A 15,082-nucleotide genomic window follows, 5' to 3' on the forward strand; every position below is an offset into this window, starting at 1 on the left:
GTCCTTCGAGACGGGTCTTCGCCTCCGCTCAGCCCCTCCTCAGGAGGAGCGGACATGCAAAAAGCTGAATGTCGGTCCGGCCTAGCCTCGCCGCGACAATGAGAAAAGGCCCGCCGGCTTGTCTGCCGGCGGGCCTTTTTGCCCGCTTACAGTGCGAGCACCACGCCGACGGCAAGCGCCTGCGCGGCAACCGCCAGCAACAGGCTGGTGGCCGCTTCGAGAATGTTCATGTCGGTTCTCCGTCGGGGCCGCCCTTATCGGCTCGCCCCTGTTCCCCTGCATTGTGCAGTGCAGCAGAAATAGGCGGAGCAACGGTTCGTCGCAATTCGAAAACCGGCCGTCGCAGTTGCGGTATTTGCAACCGCGAAGTGGCGGTCAGTCGCCGAACACACGCGCGAAAATCGTGTCGACCTGCGCCAGATGGTAGCCGAGATCGAACCTCTCCTCGAGGTCTGCAGCGGAGAGTTTCGCGCTTATCTCCGGATCGGCTTTCAGCAGCTCCAGCAGCGAGAGGGCGCCGTCCGACTCCCACACCTTCATCGCATTCTGCTGGACGAGGCGGTAGCTGTCCTCGCGGCTGATGCCGGCCTGCGTCAGCGCCAGCAGCACGCGCTGCGAGTGGACGAGCCCGCCCATGCGATCCAGGTTGCGCTGCATCCGCTCCGGATAGACGAGCAGCTTGTCGATCACGCCGGTCAGCCGGGCCAGCGCGAAATCGAGCGTGATCGTGGCGTCCGGCCCGATATACCGCTCGACGGAGGAGTGGCTGATGTCCCGCTCATGCCACAGCGCCACATTCTCCAGCGCCGGCGTGACGTAGCCGCGCACCATGCGGGCGAGGCCGGTGAGGTTCTCGGTCAGGACCGGGTTGCGCTTGTGCGGCATGGCCGACGAGCCCTTCTGCCCGGGCGAGAAATACTCCTCCGCCTCCAGCACCTCGGTGCGCTGGAGGTGGCGGACCTCCGTCGCCAGCCGCTCGATGGAGGAGGCGATCACACCCAGGGTGGCGAAATACATCGCATGGCGATCGCGCGGGATGACCTGGGTGGAGACGGGCTCCACCGTGAGCCCCATCTTTGCCGCGACATGCGCCTCCACCCGCGGATCGATATTGGCGAAGGTGCCGACCGCGCCGGAGATCGCGCAGGTGGCGATGTCGGCGCGGGCGGCGATCAGGCGGGTGCGATTGCGATCGAACTCGGCATAGGCCTGGGCCAGCTTCAGGCCGAACGTCACCGGCTCGGCATGGATGCCGTGGCTGCGGCCGATCGTGGGGGTCAGCTTGTGCTCATGGGCGCGCCGCTTCAGCACGGCGAGCAGCCGGTCGAGATCGGCGAGCAGCAGATCGGTCGCCTGCGCGAGCTGGACCGACAGGCAGGTGTCGAGCACGTCGGACGAGGTCATGCCCTGGTGCATGAAGCGGGCTTCCTCGCCCACATTCTCCGCCACCCAGGTGAGGAAGGCGATCACGTCATGCTTGGTGACGGCCTCGATCGCGTCGATCGCGGCCACGTCGATCGCGGGCTTCGTCTCCCACCAGCGCCACAGCGCCGCCGCCGCCTCCCTGGGCACCACGCCGAGATCGGCCAGCGCATCGGTGGCGTGCGCCTCGATCTCGAACCAGATGCGGAACTTCGTCTCGGGCGCCCAGATGGCGACCATCTCGGGTCGCGAGTAGCGCGGGATCATCGGCGACATCCTGTCAGGAACGGAGAGGGAGCCGGCGGGTAGCAGAGCCGGGCGGGCGCTTCAATCGAACCGCACTGTCGACGCTGGGCGGACGGACGGCATGGTTAAGCCCGCCATTTCCTTTTAACCGATCGCGCGTAGGATCGCGCGGATGGGCCAGCTGATCGACTTCGAGACTTCGGGCGTCGCATCGCTGCGGCGGCGCGTGGCCGAGGTGGAGGAGGCCAATCAGGATCTGATCGCCTTTGCGCGCGGCCATTCCGGCGCGGTCTCCGCCATCCACGAGGCGGCGCTGGCGGCGGTGGACGCGGACGGGCTGGATCATCTGGTCCACGTCGTCACGCAGGCATGGCCGTACACGCTGGGCCTGGACGCCGTGGCGCTCGCCTTGTTCACCGACGATCAGGCCGTGCGCGCCGACATGACCGGGCTGCACCAGGTGGAGCGACGCATCGTCGAGCGGGCGATGGAAGGCGTCGGCACGGTGGTGCTGCGCGGGGTTGAGCGGGGCCATCCGCTGTTCGGCCCGGCATCCGATCTGATCCGGGCGGAGGCGCTGATCCGGCTGGACGGGCCGCCGCCGCTGCAGGTGGGCGTGCTGATGCTGGGCCAGCGCCGTCCGCAGGGTTTCGAGACGCGGCACGGTTCCGAACTGCTCGTCTTCCTCGGGCGCGTGGTATCGCGCATGATGGCGCGATGGCTGCCGCACCCCCGCTGACCCTAGACGACCATCCCGCCCGCGCGCTGGCGGCGGCGTGGGGCGAGCATCTGCGGCAGGACCGACGCCGATCCGATCATACCGTGCGGGCCTATGTGGCGACGGCGCACCGGCTGGTGGCGTTCCTGGGCGGGCATCGCGGAGCGGCGGTGGATGCGGCGCTGCTGGCGACGCTCGATCAGGCGGACCTGCGCGCCTTTCTGGCGGCCCGGCGGGACACGATCGGCAATGCCTCGGCCGCGCGGGAGCTGTCCGCCGTGCGCGGCTTCCTGGCCTTTGCCGGCACGGCCGCGCCCAAGCTGCGCGGCCCGCGCGTGAAGAAGGGCGTGCCGCGCCCGGTCTCCCCCGCCGATGCGATCGCCCTGGCCGAGGACGCCGCCGATGCGGCCGGCGCGCCGTGGATCGCCGCGCGCGATCTGGCGGTGCTGCTGCTGCTCTACGGCGCCGGGCTGCGCGTGGGGGAGGCGGTGGGCCTTACGGCGGCGGTGCTGCCGCTCGGCGCCACCATCCGCGTCACCGGCAAGCGCGCCAAGACGCGGGTGGTGCCGCTGCTGCCCAAGGTGCGCGTGGCGATCGAGGCATATCTGGCGCTGTGCCCCTATCCTGCAGCGCCGGACGCGGCGTTGTTCCGGGGGGCGAAGGGCGGGCCGCTCTCGGCCGATCTGGTGCGCAAGGCGGTGCGCGGCGCGCGCGGCCGGCTGGGGCTAAGCGAGCGGACGACGCCGCACGCGCTGCGCCACAGCTTCGCCACCCACCTGCTTGGGCGCGGCGCCGACCTGCGATCGCTGCAGGAACTGCTGGGCCATGCCAGCCTCTCCTCGACGCAGATCTACACGGCGGTGGATGCGGCGCACCTGCTGGACGTGTACCGCAACGCCCACCCCCGCGCCTGACGCGCGGAGCCGCTTCGCCAGCCCGGGCGTTCACCCGCCGGTACGCGCGATCCCCGCGCCTCGGCCAAGGAGCAGATCATGAGGCACATCCTGTTCGGCGCGGCGCTGGCCGCGGGCATCATGCTGGCGCCGGCGGCCGCCGTGGCGCAGCAGGCGGGCGCGCAGTCCGGCGGAGGTCTCGGCGGGCTGATGGGCGGGAGTGGCGGTCTGCTCGGCGGCGTGCTGCCCGACGTCGGCGGATCGACTATGAGCAACGCCACCGGCCTGCTGAGCTATTGCGTGAAGAACAATCTGCTGGGGGCCACCACCAACGCGAAGTCGGCGCTGGGCAAGCTGATGGGGCAGCAGGGCGTCACCGCCTCCGACGAGTTCGCCCAGGGGCAGAGCGGCGAGCTGGTGACGGAGAACGGGACCGGCCTGTCGCTGGACTCGATGAAGGGCAAGGTGAAGTCGAAGGTGTGCGGCATGGTGCTGCAACACGCCCGCTCGTTCCTGTAGACGGCGGGCGCTCGACTTTCACCTGTGCCGAGAGCCTGACCTACCCGCGCACCGTGGTCGCTTCGGCTGCGCTGGAGCGACGGGGATCTGCCCTCAGGCCGCCTGCTCGGCGGCGATCATCTTCTCCACCAGCCGGCGCACGTGGAGAGCGGGCGTGTCGGCGGCGACCGAGATTTCCGGAGCCAGGCGGCTCTCGTCGCTCAGGTGGCGCTCGATCGCGCCGAGCGCGACGACGTCCTGCATGCGCACCTCGATGTCCATCCGGTGCAGCTCCTCGCTGAACGCGGTGTCGCCGGTGCGGAAGTCGCGAGTGGTGGTGGAGAAATAATGAGTCGAGCGGGGCGTTTCCGGCGTGATCGCGTGGACGGCGAACATCGTGCCGAGATAGCGGCCATTGCACGCCTCGCCCGGCGTCTCGCCGACGATCGGCCCGCTATAGGTGACGCCGGGCGACTTGAAGACGGAGCGCAGCTCCTGATCCACGCGCGGCGCGGCATCGGGGAAGCACCAGGCGTTGAAGCCGGAGAGTGGCGTATCGTGCGAGATGCGGGCGGAGCGCATGCCGCCACCCTCGAACATCGTCTGCACCGGCGTCTCGGTCCACGCCGCATCCTCCACATAGGCGCCGTGCAGGTAGCTGATGTGGCTGAGATCCTGGAGGTTCTCGATCAGCAGCTGGTAGCGCGCGGGCACGGCATAATGTTCGGCCGGCGTCGCCTCCCAGCCGTCGCGCAGGCCCATCTCGCCATGGTCGGGTATCAGCGCGGGATCGGCGGCGGCGGGGTCGCCGGTCCAGATCCACACCCAGTTCCACCGTTCGACGACGGGATAGGTGCGCACCCGCATCCGGCTGCCCGGGGATGCCTGCGAGGGGACGCGCAGGCAGGAGCCGTCGGGGCCGAAGGTGATGCCGTGATAGGCGCACTGCACGGCATCGCCCACCCGCCGCCCCATGGCCAGCGGCAGCCGCCGGTGCGGGCAGAGGCCGGCCATCGCCACCGGATCGCCGGCTTCCGTGCGGTAGAGCAGGACGGGCTCGTCCAGGATGCGCCGCTCGATCATCCCGGCGTCGATCTCCGCGGAGAGAGCGGCGACATACCAAGTATCGCGAACGAAGACGTGGCCGGGCTTGAACGGATACATGGCGCCCCTCCTTGCTGAGCCGGGGCAGCTTCGGCGGCTCCGCGCCCGCCGCCAAGCTGCGCATTGGATCAGGTGGTGGGCCGGCGGCGGAGCTTCAGCCCTGTCGCGGCTTCCACGTGGCGACGCGGAACAGATACCAGGCCAGCAGCACCAGCATGATGCCGGTGGAGAGCGGGCCGAGCCAAGCATCCACATCGCGCCAGTTCCGCCCCAGCAGATAGCCGGCGGAGGCGAGCGCGCCCGTCCACCCGGTGGTGCCGAGGGTCGACCACAGCACGAACGGCACCGGCCTCATCCCGAACAGGCCGGCCGGCACCGACACCAGCGATCGGATCGTCGGCATCATCCGGCCCAGGCAGACGAACCACTTCTCCCATCGATCGAAGAAGTCGTCGGCGCGCTGCACCTCCCGCCAGTCGAGCGTCAGCAGGCGGCCGAACCGCTCCACCAGCGGGCGGAAGCGATCGATGCCGAGCCAGCGGGCGGCGACGTACCAGAGGATGTTGCCCAGCATCGCGCCGGCCGTGCCGGCGGCGATCACGCCCGCCAGGCTCATGGTGCCGCGCTGCGCCTGCAGGCCGGAGAGCGGCATGATGACCTCCGACGGGATCGGCGGGAACACCGTTTCCAGGAACATCAGCAGGGCGACGCCGAGATAGCCCGACTGCTCGATCCACTGACGGACGATGTCAGCCACGGCCGGCCTTCGCCTCGATCGCGTCCCAGATCAGCGCCGGCGTATCCGTGCCGTTGAACCGATCGATCGCGACGATGCCGGTGGGCGAGGTGACGTTGATCTCGGTCAGGTAGCCGGCGATCACGTCTATGCCGACGAACAGCAGGCCGCGCCGGGCGAGTTCCGGGCCGAGCGCCTCGCAGATCTCATGCTCGCGCGGGGTGAGATCGGCCTGCGCGCCCGACCCGCCGACGGCGAGGTTGGAGCGGATCTCGCCCGGCTTGGGCAGGCGGTTGACGGCGCCGGCGGCCGTGCCGTCCACCAGCACGATCCGCTTGTCGCCCTTTGAAACGTCGGGGAGGAAGGCCTGCACCATGAACGGCTCGCGCCACACCTGGCCGAACAACTCGGTGAGCGCGGCGAGGTTCGCATCCTTCCTGCCGACATGGAAGACGGCCGAGCCGGCATTGCCGTAGAGCGGCTTGACGACAACCTCGCCATGCTCGGCATGGAAGGCGCGCGCATCTTCCAGCCGCCGCGTGATGAGGGTGGGCGGCATGAACTGGGCATAATCCAGCACGAACAGCTTCTCGGGCGCGTTGCGCACCGATTCAGGATCGTTGACCACCAGCGTGCGGTGGCGGATCCGTTCCAGCAGGTGGGTGGCGGTGATGTAGGCGAGATCGAACGGCGGATCCTGCCGCATCAGCACGACATCCACGTCGTCCGCGAGGTCCAGCGTCTGCCACGCGCCATAGTCGTGATGCGCCCCGCCGACGCGCTGCACGGTTACGGGTCGCGCCGGCGCCGTGACCCGCCCGTCGCGATAGCTGAGATCGCCGGCGGCATAGTGAAACAGCCGGTGGCCGCGCGCCTGCGCGCCGAGCATGATCGCGAAGGTGGAATCGCCCGCGATGTTGATCGTTTCGAGCGGATCCATCTGGACCGCGACGGTGAGGGACATGTGCCGGCCTTCCTGCCTGTGTCGGCGGGGAGGTAGAGGGCGGGCCGGGGAATGTCACCCCGCAGGCCGCCCGATGCCGGCGCGTCGCGCGCCGGCCTCAGGCTGCCTGCGCCGCGGATCAGTTGCTGGTGGTGACGGTGGTCGTCGTCTTCTCGACGACGGCCGGCCGCGCGGCGGGGCGGGCACGCGTCGTCTTGCTCGCAACCTTGCGGACGGGGCGCTTCACGGTCGTCCTGGTGCGGGCGGCTGCGGGGGCCGTCTTCACCGTCTCGGTGGTGACGGTGGTGGTGGCGGGCGCGGGTGCGGGCGCCACGACGACCGGCGGGGCGTTGCGCGCGGCCTCCGCATCGGCGTTGGCGCTGGCGGCGGCCTGCTCGGCGGCATCGGCGCGGGCGTTGGCGGCGGCGGCCTGCTGCTGCGCGTCGGCGGCGGTCGCGGCATTGACCTGCGCGGCGGCGTCGGTGCGCTGCTGGACGCGGCCGATCGCGGTATCCGCCGCCTGCTGCGAGGCGATCGCGGCCTGGATGGCCTTCTGCTCGTGCCCGCTCTTCAGCTCCTCCTGCGCCAACCGCAGCGAAGCCTGGGCGCGGGCCACCGCGTCCGGCGTGACGTCGCCGGCCTTCACGCGCAGCGCGGCGTCGATCTTGCCCTGCGCCTCTGCGATGGCGGCGCGGGCGCGCTCCTCGTCGCCGGCCAGGGCCGGGGCGGCGACCAGCAGCAGCGCGGAGGCGGCGGCCATGCCGCGCAGGGTCAGTCGAAGGGTGCGCATCGTTCTTCCTTTCGAAACGGGTGCGCATCAAACCGGCCCGGACGGTTGCGGTTCCCGCAAGCGCGAGCGCGGCGATGGGCCGTCCTAGCCAATCCAGGCATTCTCTATGTGGCGCAACGGCTTGCCCGGCGCGACGAGGATCACGTCGATGCGGACATCCTCGCCGGCCGCCGCATAGGTGGGGATGAGGATCTCGGTCGCCGCCGCGACGCGGGCGAGGCGGCGCTCGTCGATCGCGAAATCGAGTTCGGCGGCGGTGGCGCGCGTCTTGACCTCGACGAAGGCGATCAGTCTGTCCCGCCTAGCGATCAGGTCCACCTCGCCGGCGGGCGTGCGGACGCGGGTGGCGAGGATCGTCCAGCCGTGGCGGCGCAGGTGGAGCGCGGCCTCGTCCTCGCCGGCGCGGCCGCGCCGCTCCGCGCGCTGGCGGGCGGGCGCAGGCGGCGGCTTCACTCCGCGTCCCGCAGCGCCATCGCGCGGGCGTAGAGATCGCGGCGGGGAAGGCCGGTGGCCCTCGCCACCTCGCCGGCGGCCCGGGCGGTAGGCAGGCGCGTCATCGCCTCGACCAGCGCGGCATCCACGTCCGCCGCCTCCGGCGCCGCCGCCTCGCCCGGCGGCCCGACGACGATCACGATCTCGCCGCGCGGGCCGCCTTCGGCATAGCGGGCGGCGAGGGCGGAGAGGGTGTCGGTGACGCACTCCTCGAACGCCTTGCTGATCTCCCGCGCGACGGCCGCCTCGCGATCGCCGAGGCCGGCGGCCAGCGCCGCGAGCGTGGCGGGCAGGCGCGGACCGCTCTCGTACAGGATCAGGGTGGCGCGGATCGCCGCCACCTCGGCGATGGCATCGGCGCGCGCCTTCTCCTTGGGCGGCAGGAAGCCGAGGAAGAAGAAGCGGTCGGTCGGCAGGCCGGCCAGCGTGAGCGCGGCGACGGCGGCGCACGGGCCGGGGATGGTCACGACGGGATGGCCGGCGGCGCGCGCATCGCGCACCAGCTTGAAGCCGGGATCGGAGATCAGCGGCGTGCCCGCATCGGAGACGAGCGCGATCGCCGCCGTTCCCAGCCGCGCGACCAGGCCGGGGCGAACCTGATCGGCATTGTGATCGTGATAGGGTGCCATCGGCCGCTTCACGCCGACGTGATGGAGCAGCCGCGCCGTCACCCGGCTGTCCTCCACCGCGATCAGATCGGCCCGCGCCAGGATCGAGGCGGCGCGCGGCGACAGGTCGGCGAGATTGCCGATCGGCGTGGCGACGATATAGAGGCCGGGTGAGAGCGGAGCGGAGAGGTCGTCCATAATGCACGTCATGGCAGAGCGTTCGCCCCTCCGGCAACTGCGGCGGATCGCGGGGATCGGCGCGGCGCTGATGCTGGGCGCCTGCCAGGTGGTGCCCAAGGCGCCACCGGCCAAGGCGCCGCCGCCGCCGGTCCCCGTCGCCCCGCGCGTCGACAGCGGATCGCTGCCGCAGGACGACGCGCGCAACCGCGTGGCGCTGCTGGTGCCGATCAGCGGGCCGAACGCGGCCGTGGGCCAGTCGATCGCCAACGCCGCCAACCTGGCGATCCTGGATACGGGCGGCGCGCGCGTGCGGATGACGATCTACGATACCGGGCCGGGCGCGGGCGCGGCGGCGGCCAAGGCGCTGGCGGACGGCAACCGCCTGTTCCTGGGCCCGCTGCTGGCCGAGGAGGTGCGCGCCGTATCCGCCGCCGCGCGGCCGGCGGGCGTGCCGGTGGTGGCCTTCTCCAACGATGTCAGCGTGGCGGGGGGCGGCACCTTCCTGATGGGCTTCTCGCCCAGCCAGTCGATCGATCGGGTGGTGCGCTATGCCCGGTCGCGCGGCATGAGCCGGTTCGCCGCGCTGATGCCCAGTGGCGCCTATGGCCGCAACGCCTCCAACGTGCTGCTGCGATCGGCCGAGGCGGCGGGCGGCACCGTCGTGTCGATGCAGACGTTCGATCGCAGCCCCAAGGCGCTGGCGGCGGCCGTCGCCAGGCTGAAGCCGGCCAGCGGCGAGAGCTACGAGGCGGTGCTGATCGCGGACAGCGGGCGCATCGCCGCGCAGGCCGCGCCGCTGCTGCGCCGGATGGGGCCGGTGCAGATCCTCGGCACCGAATTGTGGAATGCCGAGCCGTCGCTGGCGGCGACGCCGGCGATGGGCGGCGCGTGGTTCGCCAGCGTGCCCGATGCGATGTACCGCCAGCTGGGTACCAAATATCGCGCCCGCTTCGGCAAGGGGCCGTACCGCCTCGCCAGCCTGGGCTATGATGCGGTGCTGCTGACGGTGCGGATCGCGGCACAGTGGAAGGCGGGCTCGCCCTTCCCGACGCGGATGCTGACGGACAAGGGCGGCTTCTCCGGCGTGGACGGCGCCTTCCGCTTCGGCGCGGACGGCATCGCCGAGCGATCGCTGGCGATCCACCAGATCGGGCCGGGCGGGGCGACGGTGATCGCGCCGGCACCGCGCGGCTTCGGCAATTGAGGCGGAGAGAGACGCGATGAGCGACGCCATCTACCCCGTGCGGCCAGAGGATGCGGCCCGCGCCCACATCGACGCGGCCGCCTACGATCGGCTCTACGCCGCGGCGCGCGACGATACCGACGGCTTCTGGCGCGACCAGGCCGCGCGGCTGGACTGGATCGCCGCGCCGACGGCGATCGCCGACTGGTCGTTCGACGAGGCCGACTTCCACATACGCTGGTTCGCCGACGGCGTGCTGAACGTGAGCGCCAACTGCCTGGACCGGCATCTGGCGCATGGCGGAGACCGGATCGCCATCATCTGGGAGGGGGACGACCCCGCCGACGTCCGCCGCATCAGCTATGCCGAGCTGCACCGCGACGTGTGCCGGCTGGCGAACGCGTTGAAGGCGCGCGGCGTGCGCCGGGGCGATCGGGTGACGATCTACCTGCCGATGATCCCCGAGGCCGCCGTGGCGATGCTCGCCTGCACGCGGATCGGGGCGATCCACTCGGTGGTGTTCGGCGGCTTCTCGCCCGATGCGCTGGCCAACCGCATCCAGGATTGCGACAGCCGCCTGGTCGTCACCGCCGATGGCGGGCGGCGCGGCGGCAAAGCGGTGCCGCTGAAGGCGAACGTCGATGCGGCGCTGGCGCACTGCCCCGGCGTGGACACCGTGATCGTGGTGCGCCACGCCGGCACCGACGTGCCGATGCAGGACGGCCGCGACGTGGACTATGCCGCACTGGTGGCGGAGGCCGGCGACACCTGCGTGGCCGAGGCCATGGGCGCGGAGGATCCGCTGTTCATCCTCTACACCAGCGGCTCCACCGGCAAGCCCAAGGGCGTGCTGCACAGCACCGGCGGCTATCTGCTGTGGGCGGCGTTGACGCACGAGATCGTGTTCGATTACCGGCCCGGCGAGGTCTACTGGTGCACGGCGGACGTGGGCTGGGTGACGGGCCACAGCTACTCCGTCTACGGGCCGCTGGCGAACGGCGGCACCACCCTGATGTTCGAGGGCGTGCCCAACTGGCCGGATCATGGCCGCTTCTGGCAGGTGGTGGACCGGCATGCCGTGAACATCTTCTACACCGCCCCAACCGCCTTGCGCGCGCTGATGCGCGAAGGTGACGAGTGGGTGCGAAAATCTTCCCGCAACAGTTTGCGCCTGCTCGGTTCGGTCGGCGAGCCGATCAATCCCGAGGCGTGGGAATGGTATCACCGCGTGGTGGGCGAGGGGCGTTTGCCGATCGTCGACACATGGTGGCAGACGGAGACCGGCGGCATCATGATCTCGCCGCTGCCCGGCGCGACGGATCTGAAGCCCGGCTCCGCCACGAAGCCGCTGTTCGGCGTGCTGCCCGAGATCGTCGATGCCGAGGGAAAGGTGCTGGAGGGCGCGACCGAGGGCAATCTGGTGATCGCCGCATCCTGGCCCGCCCAGATGCGGACGGTGTGGAACGACCATGACCGCTTCTTCCAGACCTATTTCACGACGTACAAGGGCAAGTATTTCACCGGCGACGGCGCGCGCCGCGACGCCGACGGCTATTACTGGATCACCGGGCGGGTGGACGACGTGATCAACGTCTCCGGCCATCGCATGGGCACGGCCGAGGTGGAGAGCGCACTCGTGGCCCACGCCAAGGTGGCCGAGGCGGCGGTGGTGGGGATGCCGCACGACGTGAAGGGCCAGGGCATTTACGCCTATGTGACGCTGAACGCCGGCGAGGAGGGCGACGAGGCGCTGCGCCGCGAGCTGGTGCAGTGGGTGCGGCGCGAGATCGGGCCGATCGCCAGCCCCGATGCGATCCAGTTCGCCCCTGGCCTGCCGAAAACGCGCAGCGGCAAGATCATGCGCCGCATCCTTCGCAAGATCGCGGAAGGCGAGGTCGGCGCGCTCGGCGACACCTCCACCCTGGCCGATCCGGCGGTGGTCGAGAATCTCGTCGCCAACCGGCAGGGCGCCCGGTAGCGGTGGCGGCGATCCGGCTGGTCGTTCGCGGCCGCGTCCAGGGCGTGTTCTTCCGCGACTGGACGGTACGGGCGGCGCGATCGGCCGGCATCGCCGGCTGGGTGCGCAACCGATTCGATGGCGCGGTGGAGATCCACGCCGAGGGCGACGCCGCGGCGCTGGACGACTTCGCCGCCGCCTGCCGACATGGGCCTGAACGGGCGCGGGTGGACGCGCTGGAAGCGAATGACGCGACCGTTACCGGCGCTCAGATTTTCGAGCGGCGACCCGATGCCTGATCGCTTCGCGCCCGCCGCCTGATCGCACCGCGCTCACCGGCTGAGCGCCGCGACGATCCGGCGGCGTGCCGCGACAATCGCGATGGAAAGCGCCACGACCCGGCTGCCATCGATCGCGCTTTGTTCTATACTGCGGCCATGTCGGACGAGCCGATCAGCGACGAGGCGCCACGCACCCGCCGGATCATCCATGTCGACATGGATGCCTTCTACGCCTCGGTCGAGCAGCGCGACGATCCGGCCTTGCGGGGGAAGCCGGTAGCTGTCGGGGGCGGATCGGCGCGCGGCGTGGTGGCGGCGGCCAGCTACGAGGCGCGCGTGTTCGGCGTGCGATCGGCGATGGCGTCCGTCACCGCCCGGCGGCGCTGCCCGGACCTGCTGTTCGTGAAGCCGCGCTTCGACGTCTACAAGGCTGTCTCGAACGAAATCAGGGAGATATTCGCCGGCTTCACCGATCTGATCGAACCGCTGTCGCTGGACGAGGCGTATCTCGACGTGACCGACACCGTCGCCGCGCACGGCTCCGCCACCGCGATCGCGCAGGCGATCCGCGCCGCCATCCGCGCGCGGACCGGCCTCACCGCCTCGGCCGGCGTCTCGTACAACAAGTTCATCGCCAAGATCGCTTCGGACCAGAACAAGCCGGACGGGCTCTGCGTGATCCCGCCGCATCGCGGGCCGGATTTCGTTGCGGCGCTGCCGGTGAAGCGGTTCCACGGCATCGGCCCGGTGACGGCGGCGCGGATGGCGCGGCTGGGAATCGAGACCGGCGCCGACCTGCGGGCGCGGCCGCTCGCGTGGCTGCAGGCGGAGTTCGGCAAGGCGGCCGATTATTATCATCGCGCCGCCCGCGGCGAGGACGACCGCCCGGTGCGGCCCAACCGCATCAGCAAGTCGGTGGGCGCCGAACGTACCTTCGACACCGATCTGACCGCGCTGCCCGACCTGCTGGAGCGGCTGGATGTGGCGGTGGAGGCGGCTTGGGCGCGGGTGGAGCGCGCCGGCCTGCGCGGGCGGACGGTGACGCTGAAGGTTAAGTTCGCCGACTTCCGCCAGATCACCCGCGCCCGCAGCTTCGCCACCCCCATAGCCGGCCGCGCCGCCTTCGCCGAGGCGGGCGCCGCGCTGCTGGCGGCGCTGATGCCGCTGCCGCTGGGCGTGCGCCTGATCGGCCTGACACTCTCCGGCTTCGACGGCGAGGAGGAGCGGCAGTTGGGGCTGGGGCTGTGAACCCCGCGCCGCGTGATCCGGGTTCAGGCGGGCGTCAGTGCCTCTATGCGCGGTGCGCCGGCATGCGCGCGAGCGTCGGCGAGGTCATGGGCCGCCTGCATCCGCATCAGCGTATCGGCCTGCAGGCCGAACGCCTGCTCGAAACGCAACGCCATCTCGGCCGAGAGGCCGGCCCGTCCGTTGAGAAGCGCGCTCAGCGCCTGCCGGCTGACATGCAGATGATCGGCAAGCCGCGAGATCGAGAGGGCATTCGCCTCCACCACCTCGGTGCGGAGCCACTCGCCGGGATGAACCCGGAAGCTCGGATGAACCCGGACAGCCATCAGTGATAATCCTCCAGATCGAGGTCGACGATAGCGCCGGCGGCATCGAGCCGGAACGTCATCCGCCAGTTGCGCGTGACCGTGAGCGACCATGTGCCGGCACGATCGCCACCCAACTGATGCGCGCCGAAATTGGGTGGAACGTACAACTCTGCAATCTCTTCGATTGCCGCGATGTACGCGATCATGTTGCGGATGCGGGACACGTCACCTGGCAGGCCACGCGCATTGCCGGTTTCGACGAAGCGGCGCAGCGCCTTGTGCGTGATCGTCCCGATCTCCACGAGATCTAGGTACGTCGCGACACACCCGGTGTCAAGTGTAGCTTTACAGGCTTGGACCCGACGATTGCCTTTCGCCCCCTCTCAGCGCGCCAGCGTACGGTTGAAGAAGCGGGCGATCACGCGGTAGGCCTCGCGCGATTCGGGCAGTTCCGCGTCCGAGAAGAAGCTGTGCCACATGCCGTCCCACACGTGGAGTTCGGCGGGCACCGCCTGCGCCACCAGCGCGCGGTGGGAGCGCAGCACGGCGCTCAGCGCGAAATCGCGCGTGCCGCTGATCAGCAGGGTCGGCGGGAAGGCGGCGACCACCTTGGGGTCGACGGCCGGCAGCACCAGCGGATCATCCTGGCGCGCCCTGGCGAAATAGCCGCGCGCCGTGATCGGCGGCGCGGCCGTGGGCAGCGCGCCGTTGGACAAAGCGGGCGAGATGTAGGCGCCGTCCCCGTCGAAATCGGTGATGCCGGCGCAGAACAGGCCGATCGCGCCCGGGCGCGGCAGGCCCTGCGCGGCGATCGCGGCCACCGCCTCGCCGGTCAGGATCGATCCGGCGGAGCAGCCGTAGATGCCGATCGCGGCCGGCGCATGATCCGCCAGCAGCGCGCGATAGACCGCTACGACATCGTCGCTGCCGGCGGGGAACAGATGCTCCGGCGCCATGCGATAGTCGATCGCGATCACCCTAACGCCGGCCTCGGCCGCGATCGGGATGGCCTCCACCCGCCCGCCGCTGCCGGCGCCCCACAGAAAGGCGCCGCCGTGCACGTTCAGCAGCACGCGCCCGCGATTGGCGGCGGGAACCCCGCCTCGGGGCTCGATGATCTCGACGGGAACGCCGCCGATCCGCCCGGCACGGATCGTGACCGGGAAGATCGCGTGCATGCGGCGCGCCCGGGCGCCGTTGATCGCGTCATAATGCGCGCGGGCGGCGGCGATCGGCTCCTTCGTCCAGTCCTTGCCGGGCACCGCCACGTCTCGCGCGAACACGGCGCGCGCCTCGGCGGAGGCGTGGGCCGGGAAGGGTATCGTGCCGGCGGGCAGCGTCACGTCTCCCTCGGCGGCCGGCGCGGCGGATGCGGCGAGCGCCAGCAGGGGGATCAGGAAGCGGTGCATGGCGTGGTCCTCCGTCACGAAGGAGGGTGCGCATAGCGTCGCGCAGTTGTCGGCGCCACCGTGGGGTGG

17 protein-coding genes are annotated in these 15,082 nt (G+C 70.9%); 7 read left to right on the forward strand and 10 right to left on the reverse strand.

The features are described 5' to 3' along the window. Positions 1-375: 375 nt before the first annotated feature. Entirely contained in the window at positions 376-1,689 is a 1,314-nt protein-coding gene (purB, locus tag GNT64_RS05185; protein WP_156678540.1) for an adenylosuccinate lyase, read from the reverse strand. Between the two features lie 151 nt (positions 1,690-1,840). On the opposite strand from purB, the gene GNT64_RS05190 reads away from it, so the two are divergent. The 3 genes from GNT64_RS05190 to GNT64_RS05200 all read left to right on the forward strand — a co-directional run bounded on the left by GNT64_RS05190 (position 1,841) and on the right by GNT64_RS05200 (position 3,798). Beyond that, complete coding sequence (locus GNT64_RS05190) at positions 1,841-2,407, forward strand: DUF484 family protein (protein WP_156678541.1); 567 nt, start codon at positions 1,841-1,843, stop codon at positions 2,405-2,407. After that, positions 2,386-3,300 (forward strand): tyrosine recombinase XerC, encoded by a 915-nt coding sequence (locus GNT64_RS05195; protein WP_156678542.1) that lies wholly within the window; start codon positions 2,386-2,388, stop codon positions 3,298-3,300. Before GNT64_RS05190 ends, GNT64_RS05195 begins: the two co-directional genes overlap by 22 nt. A gap of 78 nt (positions 3,301-3,378) precedes the next feature. Next, positions 3,379-3,798 (forward strand): DUF2501 domain-containing protein, encoded by a 420-nt coding sequence (locus GNT64_RS05200; protein WP_156678543.1) that lies wholly within the window; start codon positions 3,379-3,381, stop codon positions 3,796-3,798. Between the two features lie 93 nt (positions 3,799-3,891). Here GNT64_RS05200 and GNT64_RS05205 read toward each other — a convergent pair whose 3' ends face one another. From GNT64_RS05205 to rsmI, 6 genes are all read right to left on the reverse strand, one after another. After that, a complete protein-coding gene (locus tag GNT64_RS05205) occupies positions 3,892-4,941 on the reverse strand; it encodes an aromatic ring-hydroxylating oxygenase subunit alpha (RefSeq protein ID WP_197277287.1) in 1,050 nt (349 codons plus the stop codon). 94 nt (positions 4,942-5,035) lie between these two features. After that, positions 5,036-5,638: a DedA family protein gene (locus GNT64_RS05210; RefSeq protein ID WP_156678545.1), complete on the reverse strand. Its 603-nt coding sequence runs from the start codon at positions 5,636-5,638 to the stop codon at positions 5,036-5,038. Beyond that, on the reverse strand, positions 5,631-6,581 hold the full coding sequence (gene gshB, locus GNT64_RS05215; protein WP_156678546.1) for a glutathione synthase: 951 nt from the start codon (positions 6,579-6,581) through the stop codon (positions 5,631-5,633). The genes GNT64_RS05210 and gshB overlap by 8 nt, the downstream gene beginning before the upstream one ends. 118 nt (positions 6,582-6,699) lie before the next feature. Then, positions 6,700-7,350, reverse strand: a complete 651-nt coding sequence (locus GNT64_RS05220) for a hypothetical protein (protein ID WP_156678547.1) — start codon at positions 7,348-7,350, stop codon at positions 6,700-6,702. Positions 7,351-7,434: 84 nt separating this feature from the next. Continuing rightward, positions 7,435-7,803, reverse strand: a complete 369-nt coding sequence (locus GNT64_RS05225) for a YraN family protein (RefSeq protein WP_156678548.1) — start codon at positions 7,801-7,803, stop codon at positions 7,435-7,437. Beyond that, complete coding sequence (gene rsmI / locus GNT64_RS05230) at positions 7,800-8,660, reverse strand: 16S rRNA (cytidine(1402)-2'-O)-methyltransferase (protein WP_156678549.1); 861 nt, start codon at positions 8,658-8,660, stop codon at positions 7,800-7,802. Before rsmI ends, GNT64_RS05225 begins: the two co-directional genes overlap by 4 nt. On the opposite strand from rsmI, the gene GNT64_RS05235 reads away from it, so the two are divergent. From GNT64_RS05235 to dinB, 4 genes are all read left to right on the forward strand, one after another. Beyond that, positions 8,659-9,834 carry a penicillin-binding protein activator gene (locus GNT64_RS05235; protein WP_156678550.1) on the forward strand — a complete coding sequence of 392 codons (1,176 nt, stop codon included), beginning with the start codon at positions 8,659-8,661 and terminating at the stop codon, positions 9,832-9,834. The two genes, rsmI and GNT64_RS05235, sit on opposite strands and share 2 nt — an antisense overlap. 16 nt (positions 9,835-9,850) lie before the next feature. Further along, the gene (acs, locus tag GNT64_RS05240; RefSeq protein ID WP_156678551.1) at positions 9,851-11,791 is read left to right on the forward strand and encodes an acetate--CoA ligase; all 1,941 of its coding nucleotides are present in this window, start codon (positions 9,851-9,853) and stop codon (positions 11,789-11,791) included. A 2-nt stretch (positions 11,792-11,793) separates the two neighbouring features. Further along, on the forward strand, positions 11,794-12,069 hold the full coding sequence (locus GNT64_RS05245; RefSeq protein WP_156678552.1) for an acylphosphatase: 276 nt from the start codon (positions 11,794-11,796) through the stop codon (positions 12,067-12,069). Positions 12,070-12,207: 138 nt separating this feature from the next. Then, positions 12,208-13,299, forward strand: a complete 1,092-nt coding sequence (gene dinB, locus GNT64_RS05250) for a DNA polymerase IV (protein ID WP_156678553.1) — start codon at positions 12,208-12,210, stop codon at positions 13,297-13,299. A 23-nt stretch (positions 13,300-13,322) separates the two neighbouring features. Here dinB and GNT64_RS05255 read toward each other — a convergent pair whose 3' ends face one another. The 3 genes from GNT64_RS05255 to GNT64_RS05265 all read right to left on the reverse strand — a co-directional run bounded on the left by GNT64_RS05255 (position 13,323) and on the right by GNT64_RS05265 (position 15,031). Next, complete coding sequence (locus GNT64_RS05255) at positions 13,323-13,622, reverse strand: HigA family addiction module antitoxin (RefSeq protein WP_156678554.1); 300 nt, start codon at positions 13,620-13,622, stop codon at positions 13,323-13,325. Next, positions 13,622-13,906, reverse strand: a complete 285-nt coding sequence (locus GNT64_RS05260; RefSeq protein ID WP_156678555.1) for a type II toxin-antitoxin system RelE/ParE family toxin — start codon at positions 13,904-13,906, stop codon at positions 13,622-13,624. The genes GNT64_RS05255 and GNT64_RS05260 overlap by 1 nt, the downstream gene beginning before the upstream one ends. 81 nt (positions 13,907-13,987) lie before the next feature. Beyond that, positions 13,988-15,031 carry an alpha/beta hydrolase gene (locus tag GNT64_RS05265; protein WP_197277288.1) on the reverse strand — a complete coding sequence of 348 codons (1,044 nt, stop codon included), beginning with the start codon at positions 15,029-15,031 and terminating at the stop codon, positions 13,988-13,990. Positions 15,032-15,082 lie beyond the last annotated feature (51 nt).

This window comes from Sphingomonas profundi (assembly GCF_009739515.1).
Lineage (GTDB): Bacteria > Pseudomonadota > Alphaproteobacteria > Sphingomonadales > Sphingomonadaceae > Alterirhizorhabdus > Alterirhizorhabdus profundi.